Below are 13,914 nucleotides of genomic sequence, written 5' to 3'. Positions count from 1 at the left end.
ATCGAAAAGCTGCCGCGAAATGCCTCGGACGACCAGGTGGAAACTTGATCCGCAGCGTTCTTCCATCCCTACGCCAGTACGAACTGGATCAGGTTCTACGGGTCGCCGCGCAGTGTATAGCAGCCTCTCAGTTCCTTGCCGGAACTCCCCTTGGACGAAGAAAGAGATATCAGCCGGATGTGACCGATTCAAGCGCCCGAGACCGTGCCCGTTCACGTCCCGAGAAAGCTCTCACGCGGCGCGTTCGTCTTTCGGCGATCCCATGACGACGTAGGAGGTAATCGCGTTGACATGTGCCTGTGTCCCGAGGACTTCGGTGTGGAAGCGCTTGTAACTCGAGAGGTCCGCGCTCTCGACCCGCAGAAGATATTCGAAGGCGCCAGCGACGTTGTGGCATTCGACGACGTCGCGCGCACCGGCCATGGCCCTCTCGAACCCTTCCTGCGCCGCCTTGGTGTGAAGCGACAAGCCGACCATGACATATGCGATAAAGCCCCGTCCCATGCATTCGGCATTAAGGACCGCACGATAGCCACGGATGACGCCGGAACGCTCGAGTTCCTGCACGCGGCGCAGGCAGGCCGATGCGGAAAGGCCGACGCGTTGTGCGAGCTGAACGTTGCTCAGCCGCCCGTCGCGTATGAGTTCGCGCAATATTCTCTCGCTGATAGGGTCCAAGGCCGTCATTGATTGCACCTCTCGAAGCCAGGCAGGCTCGATTGACGCCACATTGCGAACTCTTCTTCTTAGCATTGCGCCGGAAACGCTTCGAGGCAAGCACTCAATGATATCCCCTCCAGTTCTTCTGGCCCTTCTGAGCTTCACGCTTGTCGCGACGATCACGCCGGGACCGAACAACCTGATGCTGATGGCGTCCGGGGCGAATTTTGGGTTCCGCCGCACCCTACCGCACATGTTGGGTATCTTGGTCGGGTTCTCGTTGATGATTCTGCTTGTCGGGATGGGCCTGATGGCGTTGTTCGACGCTGCGCCCATGCTTCACACCGTGCTGAAACTCGCCTCGGTCGCCTATCTCCTTTGGCTGGCCTGGAAGGTCGCCAGCGCGCCGCCGCCGGATCGTGCCGACGTCGAAGGCCGCCCCCTCACCTTCCTGCAAGCGGCGGCATTCCAATGGGTCAATCCGAAGGCCTGGGCAATGGGGCTGTCGGCGATCACGCTCTACGCGCCGGATCGCTCGCTCGCATCCGTTCTGATGGTTGCGGCTGCCTTCGCCTTCGTCTGCTTTCCGGCGATCTCGCTCTGGGCGTGGATCGGAACAGTGGTTCGGCGTTGGCTGTCGAATTCGCGGCGGCTGCGGCTCTTCAACGTGACGATGGCGCTAATGCTCGTCGCTTCGCTCTATCCGGTCCTCAGGCTCTGACCCTGATGACGTGAGAAGCGGTATTCTGGCCCGAGACACACGGGTATTTCAGCCCGTGAGCCTTGCGGCCGAAGTCCCTAGCCTGACCGTTCATCCAGCGACCAGTCATAAGGGACATCTGTGCGCATTTATCTGTCGATGTTCATCAAGTTCTGGTCCGGCTTCAATTTCTGTTTGCGGTGTCCCGCCGATGCATTGGCGGGCCAGCATCTCGAAGCATGAACCTTGGGGCTGAAGACTTGCGGTGTCGGCCTCATTGTCAATTTGCCGGTCTCTTGTTCACCCGGACAAGCGAAGAGGATGCGCGATTGCTGATGCTCTCCGCGAACGATAAGCACGAGGCCGACGCTTTGCCGAAGGCAGCAGAACAGCGTCAATTGGGAGGAACAAGACTTGTCGGATCTCTATCAGGAATGCCACCGCCGCGTTCAGGAAGCTCAAGGCACTCAGCCGCTCGCCACCCGACTCGACGAGATGATCGTCCACGACACGCTCACCGAGGACGATATCGCCTTCATCCGATCGCTCGACTACTTCTTCCTCTCCACGGTCGATCCAACCGGCCAGCCGACCGTATCCTACAAGGCAGGGCCGAAAGGTTTCGTTCGGGAGAAGCAGGGCCTGCTGACGTTCCCCTTCTATGATGGAAACGGCATGTTCCTGTCGGCCGGCAATATCGACGGATCTGGCAAGGTCGGCATGCTTTTCATCGATCTGGAAACACCGCGTCGCCTGCGGATCAACGGCACCGCGCGCCTGCGGCCGTCGACCGAGGAAGACGGCTATCCCGGCGCGAAGCTTCTTGCTGAAGTCGAGCCGAACGCGATTTTCGTCAATTGCCCGCGTTATATTCACAAGTTTCAGAGGGTGGAAACGGCAAAGCACGTGCCCGATGAGAACGGAGAGGCACCCCTCGCGCGCTGGAAACGTCTCGATGCGGTGAACGACGTGATTTCGAAAAGCGACAAAGCGAAGGTCGAAGAGGCGGGGATGCTTGGCCTCGAAGAGCTTCAGGAAGATTTCGAGGCAGGGCGGGCCTGAGATCAAGAGGCGCGGAAGGCCCCGGCCCAATTTCGCTTTCCCGCGTTCGCTCCGATAATAGGGTCGGACAGACCCGACGGGACGAGGAGCCAATGTCGAAATACGTTCTGGAAGACTTCACTGAAGGCCGAGTCTTCGATCTCGACCCCTACGAGGTGACGAAGGAGGAGATCGTCGAGTTTGCGAAGGAATGGGATCCACAGCCTTTCCATCTTGACGAGGAGGCCGGGAAGGGCTCGATGCTGGGTGGCCTCTCGGCATCGGGCTGGCATCTCTGTGGCATGATGATGCGGATGATCTGCGACGCCTATCTGCTCGATTCGACGTCGCAGGGCTCGGGCGGCGTGAACTACATGGACTGGAAGTCGCCCGTTCGGCCGGGAGACAGACTGACCGGTACCTCTACCGTCGTCTCCTCGCGCGCCTCGACTAAGAAGCCGCATCTCGGGATCGTGACGATCCGGACCGAGGTAGCCAATCAGCGCGGCGAGCCGGCGGCGGTCTGCGAGCATCTGCTGCTCTGCCTCACGCGCAAGGGTTATAACGAGGGAGCGGCGGCATGAGCTTCTGGGACACGATCGAACTGGGTGTCGATTACGAGCTCGGCAGCCATCATTTCTCTGCGCGCGAGATTCTGGACTTTGCCGCGAAGTACGATCCCCAGCGATTCCACCTCGATCCGGACCTTGCGAAGAAGACGCTGTTCGGCGGCCACTGCGCATCCGGCTGGCATACGACGGCGGCCTACATGAAGCTCAACGTCGCCTGGCGTCGGGAGATGCTGAAGGCTTGGCTCGCGGACGGCAAACCGATGCCGAATTTCGGCCCCTCGCCTGGCGTCAAGAACATCCGCTGGACGAGGCCCGTCTATGCCGGGGATACGATTGCATACCGGCACCGCATCAGCGAAAAGCGCGAATCGAAGTCGAAGCCCGGCTGGGGCATCATCGGCTTTGCCGTCGAAGCGACCAATCAGGACGGTGCGCCGGTCATGACGTTCGACGGGGCGGCCTTCATCGCGACCAGCGAATAGGTCGGCGTCGTCAGCGCTGCAGGATCGGCCGGTCGCCGCAGCGCGACTGCCAGCCGGCGCGTTCCAGCTCCGGCACGTCGTCTTCCTTCTCGGGATAGCCGACGCAGAGATAGGCGATAAGGCGCCAATGCCGCGGCAGATCGAGCGCTTCGGCGAGAACGTCAGGTTCAAGGATCGAGACCCAGCCGACGCCGATGTCGTGGGCTCGCGCTGTCAGCGAAAACATGGCGACCGCGCCGGCCGTCGAATAGGCTAGCGTTTCCGGCATCGTCCGCCAGCCGAGCCCGTGGCCTTGCTCGGGTCGGACATCGCAGTAGACGGCAAGATGGATCGGCGCGTCGTCGAGGCCGGCGAGTTTCAGCCGCGCATAGAGATCGCGCTTGTCGGGCGTGGTCGCCGCGAAGGCTTCGGCGTTGCACCGTGTGAAACTTTCTCGAACCACGGCGCGCACTTTTCGACTTTCAACGAGCACAAGACGCCAGGGTTGGCTGTTGCCGACAGAGGGAGCGAGATCGAAGGCACGCAGCGCGGCCTCAAGAGCTTCTGCGTCGATCGGATCCGTCCGAAAACGCCGCACATCACGACGCCAAACGAGAAGCTGATCGAGGGTTTCACGGAATTCTGGGCCGAAGTCAGGCGTTTCGCTGCTCACTCTCCGGTCAATCGCCCTCGAATTCGCAGAGGCACCGGACGTCGACGCCCATCTCGCGAAGCTTCTTCGAGCCGCCGAGGTCTGGCAGATCGACGAGGAAGCAGGCCGCGACGATCTCGGCACCGAGGTCCCGCAGGAGTTTCACGCCACCGATCGCCGTACCGCCGGTGGCGATCAGGTCGTCGGTCAGGAGGATACGTTCGCCAGGCAGTATGGCGTCTCGGTGGAGCTCCATCTCGTCCTCACCGTATTCGAGCTCGTAGGTGACGGATACAGTCTCGCGCGGCAGCTTCCCTCTCTTGCGGATCGGGATGAACCCGGCGGTGAGTTGGTGAGCAAGCGCGCCGCCAAGGATAAACCCCCTCGCCTCGATGCCGACGACATGGCGGATCTTGCCATCGGCATAGGGTGCAACAAGGGCGTCGACGGATGCCCGGAATGCAGTGGGATCACTCAGGAGCGTGGTGATATCGCGGAACTGGATCCCTGGCTTCGGGTAGTCCGGGATCGTTCGGATCGCAGCTTTGAAATCAATCAAGCATCGGTCTCCATCGTGAGTTGAGATGAGGGCGTGGACCGATCGATCAGCTGTTCTGGCCGATCGTCTGAATCACCTCGAAGCCCTCAAACTCCGGATGGCCCTGATAGAGCGGCTTCGTCGATCCCGCACCGCCGTGTGACCGTCGGAACGCTTCCGACTTGGTCCAGGCTTCGAAGGCCGCATGGTCTTTCCAGACTGTGTGAGAGGAATAGAGTTGGTGGTCATCCCGTTTCGGTCCGCGTAGCATGTGGAACTCGACAAAGCCGGGTACGGACTGAAGCTGAGATTCGCGGTTGAGCCAGAGTTCCTCGAAATCCTTCTCGGCATTTGGCAAGACCTTAAAGCGGTTCATTGCGATATACATGGCTGGGTCCTTTCGGCTCGGCATCGATTGGTCGGTGTCAAACAAAAAGGGAGCCGGAGCTCCCTTTTCAAACGTCGAGGCGTGAAGTGATCCGTGTCAGTGCGGCGTTCCCGCCCAGACCCGGCGCTTGACGAAGAACATCAGCACCGCGAAGGCGATGAGGAAAATCATCGTGACGAAGCCGGTCGCCTTGCGCTCGGTCAAATGCGGCTCAGCGGCCCACATCAGGAAGGCCGTCACGTCGCGCGAATATTGCTCGACGGTCTGCGGCGCCCCGTCCGGATATTCCACCTGATCCTCGTAGATCGGCTGCGGCATCGCGAGCGCCGACGAGGAGATGAAGTACGGGTTGTAATAGGTCCCGCTCATCAGCTCCGTACCCTCGGGCGGCTCTTCGCCATAACCGGTCAGGAGCGCATGGAGGTAGTCCGGTCCCGCTTCGCTGTACTGGGTGAAGATGTCGAAGACGAAAGTCGGGAACCCGCGTTCGACAGCCCGCGCCTTGGCAATCAGCGAAAGGTCAGGCGGGACGGCGCCGTTGTTGGCCGCGGCAGCAGCTTCCGGGTTCGGATAGGGCGCCGGGAAGTAGTCCGAGCCCGTCGCCGGCCGGTCGAACATCTCGCCGGAGGAATCCGGGCCGTCCTGAACCGTGAATTCGGCAGCGAGCGTCGAGACCTGCTCTTCACTGTAGCCGAGGTCCTCAAGATTGCGGAACGCCACGAAATTCATGGAATGGCAGGCGGCGCAGACCTCGCGATAGACTTTGTATCCGCGCTGCAACTGCCCAACGTCCCAGTGACCGAATGGACCGGCAAAGGACCAGTTCATCTCTTCGGGGCGTCGCAGGGGATAGTGCGGCGTCTCCGCGTGGCCTTCCTCTGCTTCCTCCTCAGGCGCGTCGGCATTCTCCGCCGCGACTTCTTCTTCCTGAGCGGTGTTCTCGTTCGGGCCCTGCCCATCCTGGGCGAAGGCCGCCAATGGCGCGAATGCAATGCCGGCTGCGAGGATGGCGGATAGCGTCTTTTTCATCAGTCTTTTTCTCCGAAGCCTTCCGTCAGCCTTTGGTTTCCGGCGAAGCGGCAGCGCCCGCTGGCGAACCTGCGCCGCTTTCACTCTTTTGTTTGCCAAGCACCGCTTCGGTAATGGAATTCGGCAGCTTCTTTGGAGTCTCGACCAGGCCGAGAACCGGCAGGACGATCAAGAAGTGGGCAAAGTAGTAGATCGTCCCGAGAAGAGCGAGCGTCGGGTAGATCCCCTCTGCGGGCTTCGCGCCAAGCCAGCCGAGGAAGATGCAGTCTGCCACGAAGATCCAGAAAAAGACCTTGTAGAGGGGCCGGAAGGCCGTAGAACGCACGCGGCTGGTGTCGAGCCAAGGCAGGAAGAACAGGATGATGATCGAACCGAACATCACCAGAACACCGCCGAGCTTGGAGTCGATCGGGCCAATGTTGAAGGTTATCGCGCGAAGCATCGCGTAGAACGGCAGGAAGTACCATTCCGGCACGATGTGAGACGGTGTCGCCAGCGGGTTCGCCTCGATGTAGTTGTCCGGGTGGCCGAGGTAGTTCGGCAGGTAGAAGACGAAATAGGCGAAGACCGCGAGGAACACGATCATGGCGAGGCCGTCCTTGACGGTCGCATGGGGCGTGAACGGCACGGTGTCCTTCGACGACTTCACCTCGACGCCGGTCGGGTTGGTCTGACCGGTCACGTGCAGCGCCCAGACGTGGAGAATGACGACGCCGGCGATCATGAACGGCAGCAGATAATGCAGCGAGAAGAACCGGTTCAGCGTCGGATTGTCCACCGAGAAGCCGCCGAGAAGGAGCGTCTGGATCGGCTCGCCGATCAGCGGGAAAGCCGTGAAGAAGCCGGTGATCACCGTCGCGCCCCAGAAGGACATCTGGCCCCACGGAAGGACATAGCCCATGAAGGCAGTCGCCATCATGAGGAGGAAGATCACGACGCCGAGGATCCACAGAACCTCACGCGGTGCCTTGTAGGAGCCGTAATACAGGCCACGAGCAATATGCAGGTAAACGGCGACGAAGAAGAAGGATGCGCCGTTGGCGTGCATGTAGCGCAGAAGCCAACCCCAGTTAACGTCGCGCATGATCTTCTCGACCGATTCGAAGGCGAGAGACGACGCGGCGGCATAATGCATCGCGAGAACGATCCCGGTCAGGATCTGGATGGTCAGAAAGATCGCGAGAATGCCACCGAAGGTGTAAGCGTAGTTCAGGTTACGCGGCACCGGATAGGCGACGAACGAATCGTAGACCATTCGGGGAAGCGGCAGGCGGGCGTCGAGCCAGCGCATGATGCCGTTCGACGGGACGTAGGATGAATGACCACTCATATCTTGGGATTTCCTTGCGTTCCGATCAACCGATGGTGATGGTCGTGTCGTCAGAGAAGGAGAACGGTGGGATCGCCATGTTCTCCGGCGCCGGGCCCGTGCGGATGCGGCCGGCCGTATCGTAGTGCGAACCGTGGCAGGGACAGAAATAGCCGTCGTAATCGCCGGCCTGGCCAAGTGGGATGCAGCCGAGATGGGTGCAGACGCCGACCATCACGAGCCAGGCTTCCTTATCGGTGGCCGCGCGGTTCACGTCGGTCGCATCCGCGTCGCCGGGCAGGTTCGCATTGCGCGCCATCGGATCCTTGAGCTCCGAAAGATCGACGGAGCGTGCCTCGTCGATTTCCTGCTGGGTGCGTTGGCGGATGAAGATGGGCTTGCCGCGCCATTTGGCGGTAATCGACTGGCCTTCGGCGACCTGGCTGACATCGACATCGATCGAGGCGAGCGCGAGCGTCGCCGCATCCGGGTTCATCTGGTCGATGAACGGCCATGCGACGGCAGCGGCTCCGACAGCGCCGAAAGCGCCGGTTGCAATGTAGAGAAAGTCGCGGCGGTTTGGGTCGGCGCTCTCGTTTACGCTCACTGCGTAGCCTTTCCTGTCACTCATCTGCCCGTTTTGAACGGGTTTCTGCGAAATTTTCACGATCCCGGCAAGAGGACGAACTGTCGCCAGCAGTCATATTGAGCTGCAATAACCGGAGCCTTTGGAGGGCTTCTAAGCCAATCAAGCCGGCGATGTCCAGTTCGCAGAGCGGCGCGAATGCGCCTCAAATCACCAATTTTCGATTAGGTTTGTCGCCGCATACGGGGGTGTACAAAAATGACGGGACGACGCCTCTCTCAAGGTCCCTGATCGGTGTGCTACATAAGAAATCGAACGTTACGATTCGTCGCTCGGTGTAGCTGTTCCAAATCGGGTCGACGTGGCTAAAGAATTGCCCGCGCGATTGCGACGAAGCCTGCTCCGATCGCCACGGTCCCTATCAGAGGAAAACGAAAGGCGAGGATGCCGCACAGGACGAGCGCGCCTCGCTCCGGCCAGTCACCGCTGACCATAACCGGCGCGAAAATAGTCGTGAGTACAGCGGCCGGAACCGCGTCGAGCGCTGCTTCGAGGCGCGGCGGGAGCGTGCCGACGATTTTAATGAGAAGGTGCCCGCCGATCCGAGTCAGATAGGTGAGTATTCCCGCGAGGAGGACGATCAGCCAGATGTCGCTCAAGTCGCCTTCTCCGCTGACTGCTCATCTGCCATAGGGCTGCCGACTGACCTGTTTTCGATTGGCATCACAGCTGCGACAAGAATTCCCGCGAGCGCCCCAAGGGTGACATGCCACGGCGGGCCGATCACTGCATAGATAACGATCGACGCCGCTGCGCTGGTGCTGGCCACAGGCCAAAAGCTCGCACGCTGGCGAAAGGTCATGACGAGGGCGAGGAAATAGACCGGCAGGACGAAGTCGATGCCGAAGACCGCCGGATCCTCGATCAGGGCACCGGCCAGCGCGCCGACCAGCGATGAGATGAGCCAGCAGACATAGAGCGAAAGACCGTAGGCGAAGTAATAGCCAGTCGAAAGCGCCCTACGGCCTGCGCGAGCTTCCGCAGCTGCAAATGTTGGATCGGCCAGGAGGAAGAATGCCAGCGCCTTCGCCGCTTTCGGAAAATGCTTGATGTGACGACCGACGGATGCCGAATAGAGAATGTGGCGGAAGTTGAGCGCGAATACCGCCAGCAGCACGGACCAGACCGGGGCGCCGATGCCGACGAGCTGAAGGGCCGCCAGCTGGGAGGCTCCTGCAAAGACCGAAGCGGAGAAACCGACGGTCTGAAGCAGGGTCAGCCCTTCGCCGGCCGCAACGGTGCCGTAGACCATGCCGAAAGGAACGACAGCGAGAATGATCGGAAACACGTCGCGAAGTGCCGACACAACGGCAGGATCGGCCTTGCGGGCGGAGAGCATGGCGGGAGGTCTTTCGGGGAAGCGGGCAGTGCGGCGCTCAGGGCGCCTCGGCAATCACATCGCGAGAGAATTCGGCGAGCGCGATGGTCCACTGGCTGAAGATGTAGTCGAGCTGCTCGCGCACGAAGCCCCCTTCGGCTGGGAGATTCATCTCGATGACCGGGCGGTTTTCCTCGGTCAGATAAGCCTTGTTGAACGGTGCCGTGCGGTTCCAAACGTTGAGTGCACCGACCGACACCGTGGGAACGTCCCAGATCGCGTAGAAATTCAGCGCGCCGCAGTCCTTCCCGTCCTCGCATTCGAGAAAGAACAGCTGATACGCAGTGCCATTGATGTCGCCGACGATCGCCGGATCTCCGTTGTCGAGCTCTACGACACGCGCATCGCCATAGCCCTCGGCCAGTTCGCGAATTGCGTCGACCTCGTTGGTCGAGACGATCGACGGTCCCGAAGGCGACTCCGCCGCTTCGCCGACGGCGAGCGCTTGGGGCACTCCGGCGAACAGAAAGAGCAGTGCGAAAACAAACGACTGGCTCGAAGCTGGCATGATACGCCCCTCATTGATTCGCGAGCTATTTGTCAAACTGTACCTCCGATGCGCAAGCGAAGACGGTCCAGTTACGGGGAAGTGAACTCTCGGGATGTTGCAGCCGTGCAATCTCGCAAACGATTGGGTGGCAATCGCATTTGCTGCCTCCGAGATCAAACACGCGAGCCGGCAGGGCTTTGCGGTGGCGGTTACCTTTGAATAGCTCGCTTGCCCAGCATGCAAATTTCGCTGTGTTGATCGATTGCTCACGTCGTTCTGAACTACTGATTGGCTCGCGAGCAATGCTGGCGCGACCTTCATGGCTGTAGATCTTGCTCAACCAGCGTGTCCGTTCTCGAAGCTGCCACGAGAACTTAGCTTAGGACACCTCGCCTTCCTCCCCGAGACATAGAATGTGCCTTTGCTTCCCCGGGGGCCGAATATTTCATCCGAGAACAAGAGGTGCATGAGCCACTCACAGATCCCATGACGATGCGACAAGCTGGCTTATTCGGTCGGCACCGACGATGTCGTAGGCTCCGAATGTTGATCATCCGTCGAGGAGTGGGCCGCACCATGAAAATCAAGGATCGTCCTGAATTTTCAAGTAAGCCGAAACCGGTGACATTCTCAGCTGATACAAGCGTTGCGGAAGCCGTCGCCGAGATGTCCAAACGGGACATCGGGTCGGTCGTCGTCGTTGGGCCAGACGAGAAGGTCGAGGGTCTGGTCACCGAGAGAGACGTCATGAAGCGGCTGGTCAATCAGGGCAAGGACCCGAAGACAACACAGCTTGCCGACATCATGACGCGTGAACTCCGGATGGCGCGCGCCGATGACGATCTTCTCGATTGGCTGCGGATCATGTCGAACGAACGGTTCCGTCGATTGCCGGTGATCGATGCGGACAACCGCATCGTCGCAATCATGACCCAAGGCGATTTCGTTTCTTACACCTGGCCGGATCTCATCTATCAGGCCACGCAGGTTACCAAGGCGACGGTCTCGAGCAATTATCCGATCCTGCTGATTGTCGCCGGCATTCTTCTGTATTCCCTCATTCTCATCGCAATTCTCACAGCCTGGGGCTCGGGCTACTCGGGATGAGTTTGCATCGGGTTTCCGTGTTAGAGCTTTCCCGTTAGCATCACTTCGATTGGGCGCCCTGACCCCTTATCGTCAATGCAGCGATTTGACGTCTGAAACTCAATAACCTCGTTGACGTCGCATGGATGATCGTCAGTGATGGCAACGAGCAGGACGATCCGCATCGTATGTTTCGCTTACGTATGCCTGTTCGGATGCGCGGTGTGTAAGACGAATACGAGCCGAGCCGCACAAGCGGCCCGGCTCGCGTGTTAGCTTTGGAGCGCCGCACTTAGGCTGCGACGCGGTCGCCTTCGCTTCCACGCTTTGAACCAACAACGTGGAAGATCAGCCGGTCGGAGCCTGCCGTGATCTTGACGGTGTCTTCGTCCTTCACCTTACCGAGGAGGATCTCCTCAGCGAGCGGGTCCTGAACCTCACGCTGAATGACGCGCTTCAAGGGGCGCGCGCCGTAGGCGGGATCGTAGCCCTTCTTGGCAAGCCATTCGCGGCCCTCCCCGTCGAGCTCGATTCCGATCTTCCGCTCGGCGAGAAGCTTTTCGAGGCGCTCCATCTGGATGTCGACGATTGCGCCCATTTCCGAGCGGTGAAGGCGATGGAAGAGGATCGTCTCGTCGACGCGGTTGAGGAATTCAGGGCGGAAGGTCGCCTGAACCACCTCCATCACCCGTTCGCGCGCGGCTTCCGCATCCTCGTCCTCGCCGAGCGCCGTGAGGAATTCGGCCCCAAGGTTGGAGGTCATGATGATCATCGTATTTCGGAAATCGACCGTCCGGCCCTGCCCGTCCGTCAGGCGTCCGTCGTCCAACACCTGGAGAAGGACGTTGAAGACATCCGGATGTGCCTTTTCGATTTCGTCGAAGAGGATCACCTGGTACGGCCGCCGGCGCACCGCTTCGGTCAGCGCGCCGCCTTCTTCGTAACCGACATAGCCGGGAGGCGCGCCGATCAGACGCGCGACGGAATGCTTCTCCATAAACTCCGACATGTCGAGGCGTACCATCGCGGCCTCGTCATCGAAGAGGAAGTGTGCGAGCGCCTTTGTCAGCTCCGTCTTTCCTACGCCCGTGGGGCCGAGGAAAATGAACGAGCCGATCGGGCGGTTGGGGTCCTGTAGACCCGCCCGCGCCCGGCGCACGGCGCGGCTGACGGACTGAACCGCTTCACCCTGCCCGACGACGCGTTTGGCGAGCGCGTCCTCCATGCGCAAAAGCTTTTCGCGTTCTCCTTCGAGCATGCGGTCGACGGGGATCCCCGTCCAGCGGGAGACCACCTGTGCTACGTGGTCGGCGGTAACCGTCTCTTCGACCATCGAAGTACCCGCCGATTGATCCCGGCTTTCAGCCTCCTTCAGCTCCGCTTCGAGCCTCGGGATTTCGCCGTAGGCCAGCTCACCCGCTCGCTGGAACTCGCCGACCCGTTGGGCCGCCGCAAGAGCATTTCGGGCCTGGTCGAGCTGCCGTTTAAGTTCGGCGGCCCTACCGAGCTTTGTTTTCTCGGCCTGCCAACTTTGCGTCAGGCGGCCGGATTCTTCCTCGAGATTGGCAAGTTCCGCATCGAGACGTCCAAGCCGATCTTTCGAAGCATCGTCGGTCTCCTTGCGAAGGGCCTCGCGCTCGATCTTCAGCTGCATGACGCGCCGGTCGATCTCGTCGAGAGCCTCGGGCTTGGAATCGACCTGCATCCTGAGGCGCGCCGCGCCTTCGTCCACCAAATCGATGGCTTTATCCGGCAGGAAGCGGTCGGTGATGTAGCGGTTCGAGAGCTGAGCTGCCGCGACGAGGGCGGAGTCCGATATGCGCACCTGATGGTGCTGCTCGTACTTCTCCTTCAGACCGCGGAGGATCGAGATTGTGTCCTCCACCGTCGGCTCCGAGACGAAGACCGGTTGGAACCGGCGTGCCAGCGCCGCATCCTTCTCCACATGCTTGCGAAACTCGTCGAGCGTCGTCGCACCAACGCAATGCAGTTCACCACGCGCCAGAGCCGGTTTCAACAAGTTGGACGCGTCCATCGCCCCGTCCGCCTTGCCCGCCCCGACGAGCGTGTGCATCTCGTCGATGAATAGTATGACGCCGCCGGCAGCAGAAGCGATCTCCGACAATACCGCCTTCAGTCGTTCTTCGAACTCACCGCGATACTTCGCGCCGGCGATCAACGCACCCATGTCGAGCGCCATCAATTGCTTGTCGCGAAGAGATTCTGGGACGTCGCCGTTGACGATGCGCAGCGCAAGGCCCTCCGCGATCGCTGTCTTGCCGACTCCTGGCTCACCGATGAGAACTGGGTTGTTTTTCGTGCGACGAGAGAGAACCTGCACAGTGCGGCGAATTTCATCGTCACGTCCGATGACTGGATCGAGCTTGCCATCGCGGGCGACAGCGGTTAGATCGCGGGCATATTTCTTTAGCGCGTCATAGCCGCTCTCCGCCGAAGCCGTATCCGCGGTACGGCCCTTTCGCAGATCGTTGATCGCGGCGTTGAGACCGTTCGCCGTTACGCCCGCCCTCTTCAGGATATCCGCCGTTTTCGCTGACTTCTCAACCGTCATGGCGAGAAGAAGCCGTTCGACGGAAACGAAGCTGTCGCCGGCTTTCTTGGCTATTTCCTCGGCTGTCGCGAACACCTTGGCGAGGGGTTGAGCGAGATACATCTGACCGCCACCGGTCACTTTCGGCATGGCGTCGAGCGCCGCTTCGACGGCAAGGCGCAAATCTTTCACACGCCCGCCGGCCTTCTCCATGAGGCGCGCCGCCATTCCCTCCTCGTCATCGACGAGGACCTTCAGGAGATGTTCGGGGGTGAACTGCTGATGGTCACGGGATACGGCCATCGTCTGTGCAGCTTGGATGAAACCGCGGACGCGTTCGGTGTATTTTTCGATATTCATATTTGTCTCCAACTATCGACTCGACCCGCTTTCGGCATCGTTCGAACAGAATC

At 60.5% G+C, this 13,914-nt stretch carries 16 protein-coding genes and 1 riboswitch; of the genes, 5 read left to right on the top strand and 11 right to left on the bottom strand.

The annotated features are described in order from the left end of the window. Window positions 1-48 precede the first annotated feature (48 nt). Window positions 49-161, bottom strand: a riboswitch (TPP riboswitch). Window positions 162-231: 70 nt separating this feature from the next. After that, window positions 232-687, bottom strand: a complete 456-nt coding sequence (locus FP2506_RS04560; protein ID WP_040488908.1) for an Lrp/AsnC family transcriptional regulator — start codon at window positions 685-687, stop codon at window positions 232-234. Between the two features lie 100 nt (window positions 688-787). On the opposite strand from FP2506_RS04560, the gene FP2506_RS04555 reads away from it, so the two are divergent. The 4 genes from FP2506_RS04555 to FP2506_RS04535 all read left to right on the top strand — a co-directional run bounded on the left by FP2506_RS04555 (window position 788) and on the right by FP2506_RS04535 (window position 3,455). Continuing rightward, the gene (locus FP2506_RS04555; protein ID WP_040489401.1) at window positions 788-1,381 is read left to right on the top strand and encodes a LysE family translocator; all 594 of its coding nucleotides are present in this window, start codon (window positions 788-790) and stop codon (window positions 1,379-1,381) included. A 393-nt stretch (window positions 1,382-1,774) separates the two neighbouring features. Beyond that, complete coding sequence (locus FP2506_RS04545) at window positions 1,775-2,422, top strand: pyridoxamine 5'-phosphate oxidase family protein (RefSeq protein WP_007066223.1); 648 nt, start codon at window positions 1,775-1,777, stop codon at window positions 2,420-2,422. 92 nt (window positions 2,423-2,514) lie between these two features. Continuing rightward, the gene (locus FP2506_RS04540) at window positions 2,515-2,985 is read left to right on the top strand and encodes a MaoC family dehydratase (protein WP_007066222.1); all 471 of its coding nucleotides are present in this window, start codon (window positions 2,515-2,517) and stop codon (window positions 2,983-2,985) included. Then, window positions 2,982-3,455, top strand: coding sequence for a MaoC family dehydratase (locus tag FP2506_RS04535; protein WP_007066221.1), 474 nt, complete (start codon window positions 2,982-2,984; stop codon window positions 3,453-3,455). The genes FP2506_RS04540 and FP2506_RS04535 overlap by 4 nt, the downstream gene beginning before the upstream one ends. A 10-nt stretch (window positions 3,456-3,465) precedes the next feature. Here FP2506_RS04535 and bluB read toward each other — a convergent pair whose 3' ends face one another. From bluB to FP2506_RS18915, 9 genes are all read right to left on the bottom strand, one after another. After that, window positions 3,466-4,107 (bottom strand): 5,6-dimethylbenzimidazole synthase, encoded by a 642-nt coding sequence (bluB, locus tag FP2506_RS04530; RefSeq protein WP_007066220.1) that lies wholly within the window; start codon window positions 4,105-4,107, stop codon window positions 3,466-3,468. Window positions 4,108-4,114: 7 nt separating this feature from the next. Further along, the gene (locus FP2506_RS04525) at window positions 4,115-4,645 is read right to left on the bottom strand and encodes an adenine phosphoribosyltransferase (protein WP_007066219.1); all 531 of its coding nucleotides are present in this window, start codon (window positions 4,643-4,645) and stop codon (window positions 4,115-4,117) included. Between the two features lie 46 nt (window positions 4,646-4,691). Then, complete coding sequence (gene hmuQ, locus FP2506_RS04520) at window positions 4,692-5,012, bottom strand: heme-degrading protein HmuQ (RefSeq protein WP_007066218.1); 321 nt, start codon at window positions 5,010-5,012, stop codon at window positions 4,692-4,694. 96 nt (window positions 5,013-5,108) lie between these two features. Next, window positions 5,109-6,041, bottom strand: coding sequence for a cytochrome c1 (locus FP2506_RS04515; RefSeq protein ID WP_007066217.1), 933 nt, complete (start codon window positions 6,039-6,041; stop codon window positions 5,109-5,111). Window positions 6,042-6,066: 25 nt separating this feature from the next. Further along, a complete protein-coding gene (locus FP2506_RS04510; RefSeq protein WP_007066216.1) occupies window positions 6,067-7,371 on the bottom strand; it encodes a cytochrome b in 1,305 nt (434 codons plus the stop codon). A gap of 25 nt (window positions 7,372-7,396) precedes the next feature. After that, the gene (gene petA, locus FP2506_RS04505) at window positions 7,397-7,981 is read right to left on the bottom strand and encodes a ubiquinol-cytochrome c reductase iron-sulfur subunit (protein ID WP_007066215.1); all 585 of its coding nucleotides are present in this window, start codon (window positions 7,979-7,981) and stop codon (window positions 7,397-7,399) included. Window positions 7,982-8,301: 320 nt separating this feature from the next. Next, window positions 8,302-8,595, bottom strand: a complete 294-nt coding sequence (locus tag FP2506_RS04500; RefSeq protein ID WP_007066214.1) for an AzlD family protein — start codon at window positions 8,593-8,595, stop codon at window positions 8,302-8,304. Next, entirely contained in the window at window positions 8,592-9,335 is a 744-nt protein-coding gene (locus tag FP2506_RS04495) for an AzlC family ABC transporter permease (RefSeq protein WP_007066213.1), read from the bottom strand. The genes FP2506_RS04500 and FP2506_RS04495 overlap by 4 nt, the downstream gene beginning before the upstream one ends. A gap of 37 nt (window positions 9,336-9,372) precedes the next feature. Further along, window positions 9,373-9,882, bottom strand: coding sequence for a YbjN domain-containing protein (locus FP2506_RS18915; RefSeq protein WP_007066212.1), 510 nt, complete (start codon window positions 9,880-9,882; stop codon window positions 9,373-9,375). Between the two features lie 525 nt (window positions 9,883-10,407). On the opposite strand from FP2506_RS18915, the gene FP2506_RS04485 reads away from it, so the two are divergent. After that, window positions 10,408-10,971 carry a CBS domain-containing protein gene (locus FP2506_RS04485; RefSeq protein ID WP_050764986.1) on the top strand — a complete coding sequence of 188 codons (564 nt, stop codon included), beginning with the start codon at window positions 10,408-10,410 and terminating at the stop codon, window positions 10,969-10,971. Window positions 10,972-11,242: 271 nt separating this feature from the next. Here the strand turns inward: FP2506_RS04485 and clpB are convergent, their stop codons facing one another. Continuing rightward, window positions 11,243-13,861: an ATP-dependent chaperone ClpB gene (gene clpB, locus FP2506_RS04480; protein WP_007066209.1), complete on the bottom strand. Its 2,619-nt coding sequence runs from the start codon at window positions 13,859-13,861 to the stop codon at window positions 11,243-11,245. Between the last annotated feature and the right edge of the window lie 53 nt (window positions 13,862-13,914).

The organism is Fulvimarina pelagi HTCC2506 (genome assembly GCF_000153705.1).
Classification (GTDB): Bacteria; Pseudomonadota; Alphaproteobacteria; order Rhizobiales; family Rhizobiaceae; genus Fulvimarina; species Fulvimarina pelagi.
This window is presented reverse-complemented; position numbering and strand designations above follow the sequence as displayed.

Coding starts and splice junctions, on each gene's coding strand:
- clpB (WP_007066209.1), bottom strand. CDS start 13,861: ATGAATATCGAAAAATACACCGAACGCGTCCGCGGTTTCATCCAAGCT.
- FP2506_RS04510 (WP_007066216.1), bottom strand. CDS start 7,371: ATGAGTGGTCATTCATCCTACGTCCCGTCGAACGGCATCATGCGCTGG.
- FP2506_RS04560 (WP_040488908.1), bottom strand. CDS start 687: ATGACGGCCTTGGACCCTATCAGCGAGAGAATATTGCGCGAACTCATA.
- FP2506_RS04515 (WP_007066217.1), bottom strand. CDS start 6,041: ATGAAAAAGACGCTATCCGCCATCCTCGCAGCCGGCATTGCATTCGCG.
- FP2506_RS04495 (WP_007066213.1), bottom strand. CDS start 9,335: ATGCTCTCCGCCCGCAAGGCCGATCCTGCCGTTGTGTCGGCACTTCGC.
- hmuQ (WP_007066218.1), bottom strand. CDS start 5,012: ATGTATATCGCAATGAACCGCTTTAAGGTCTTGCCAAATGCCGAGAAG.
- FP2506_RS04535 (WP_007066221.1), top strand. CDS start 2,982: ATGAGCTTCTGGGACACGATCGAACTGGGTGTCGATTACGAGCTCGGC.
- FP2506_RS18915 (WP_007066212.1), bottom strand. CDS start 9,882: ATGCCAGCTTCGAGCCAGTCGTTTGTTTTCGCACTGCTCTTTCTGTTC.
- petA (WP_007066215.1), bottom strand. CDS start 7,981: ATGAGTGACAGGAAAGGCTACGCAGTGAGCGTAAACGAGAGCGCCGAC.
- FP2506_RS04540 (WP_007066222.1), top strand. CDS start 2,515: ATGTCGAAATACGTTCTGGAAGACTTCACTGAAGGCCGAGTCTTCGAT.
- FP2506_RS04485 (WP_050764986.1), top strand. CDS start 10,408: ATGTTGATCATCCGTCGAGGAGTGGGCCGCACCATGAAAATCAAGGAT.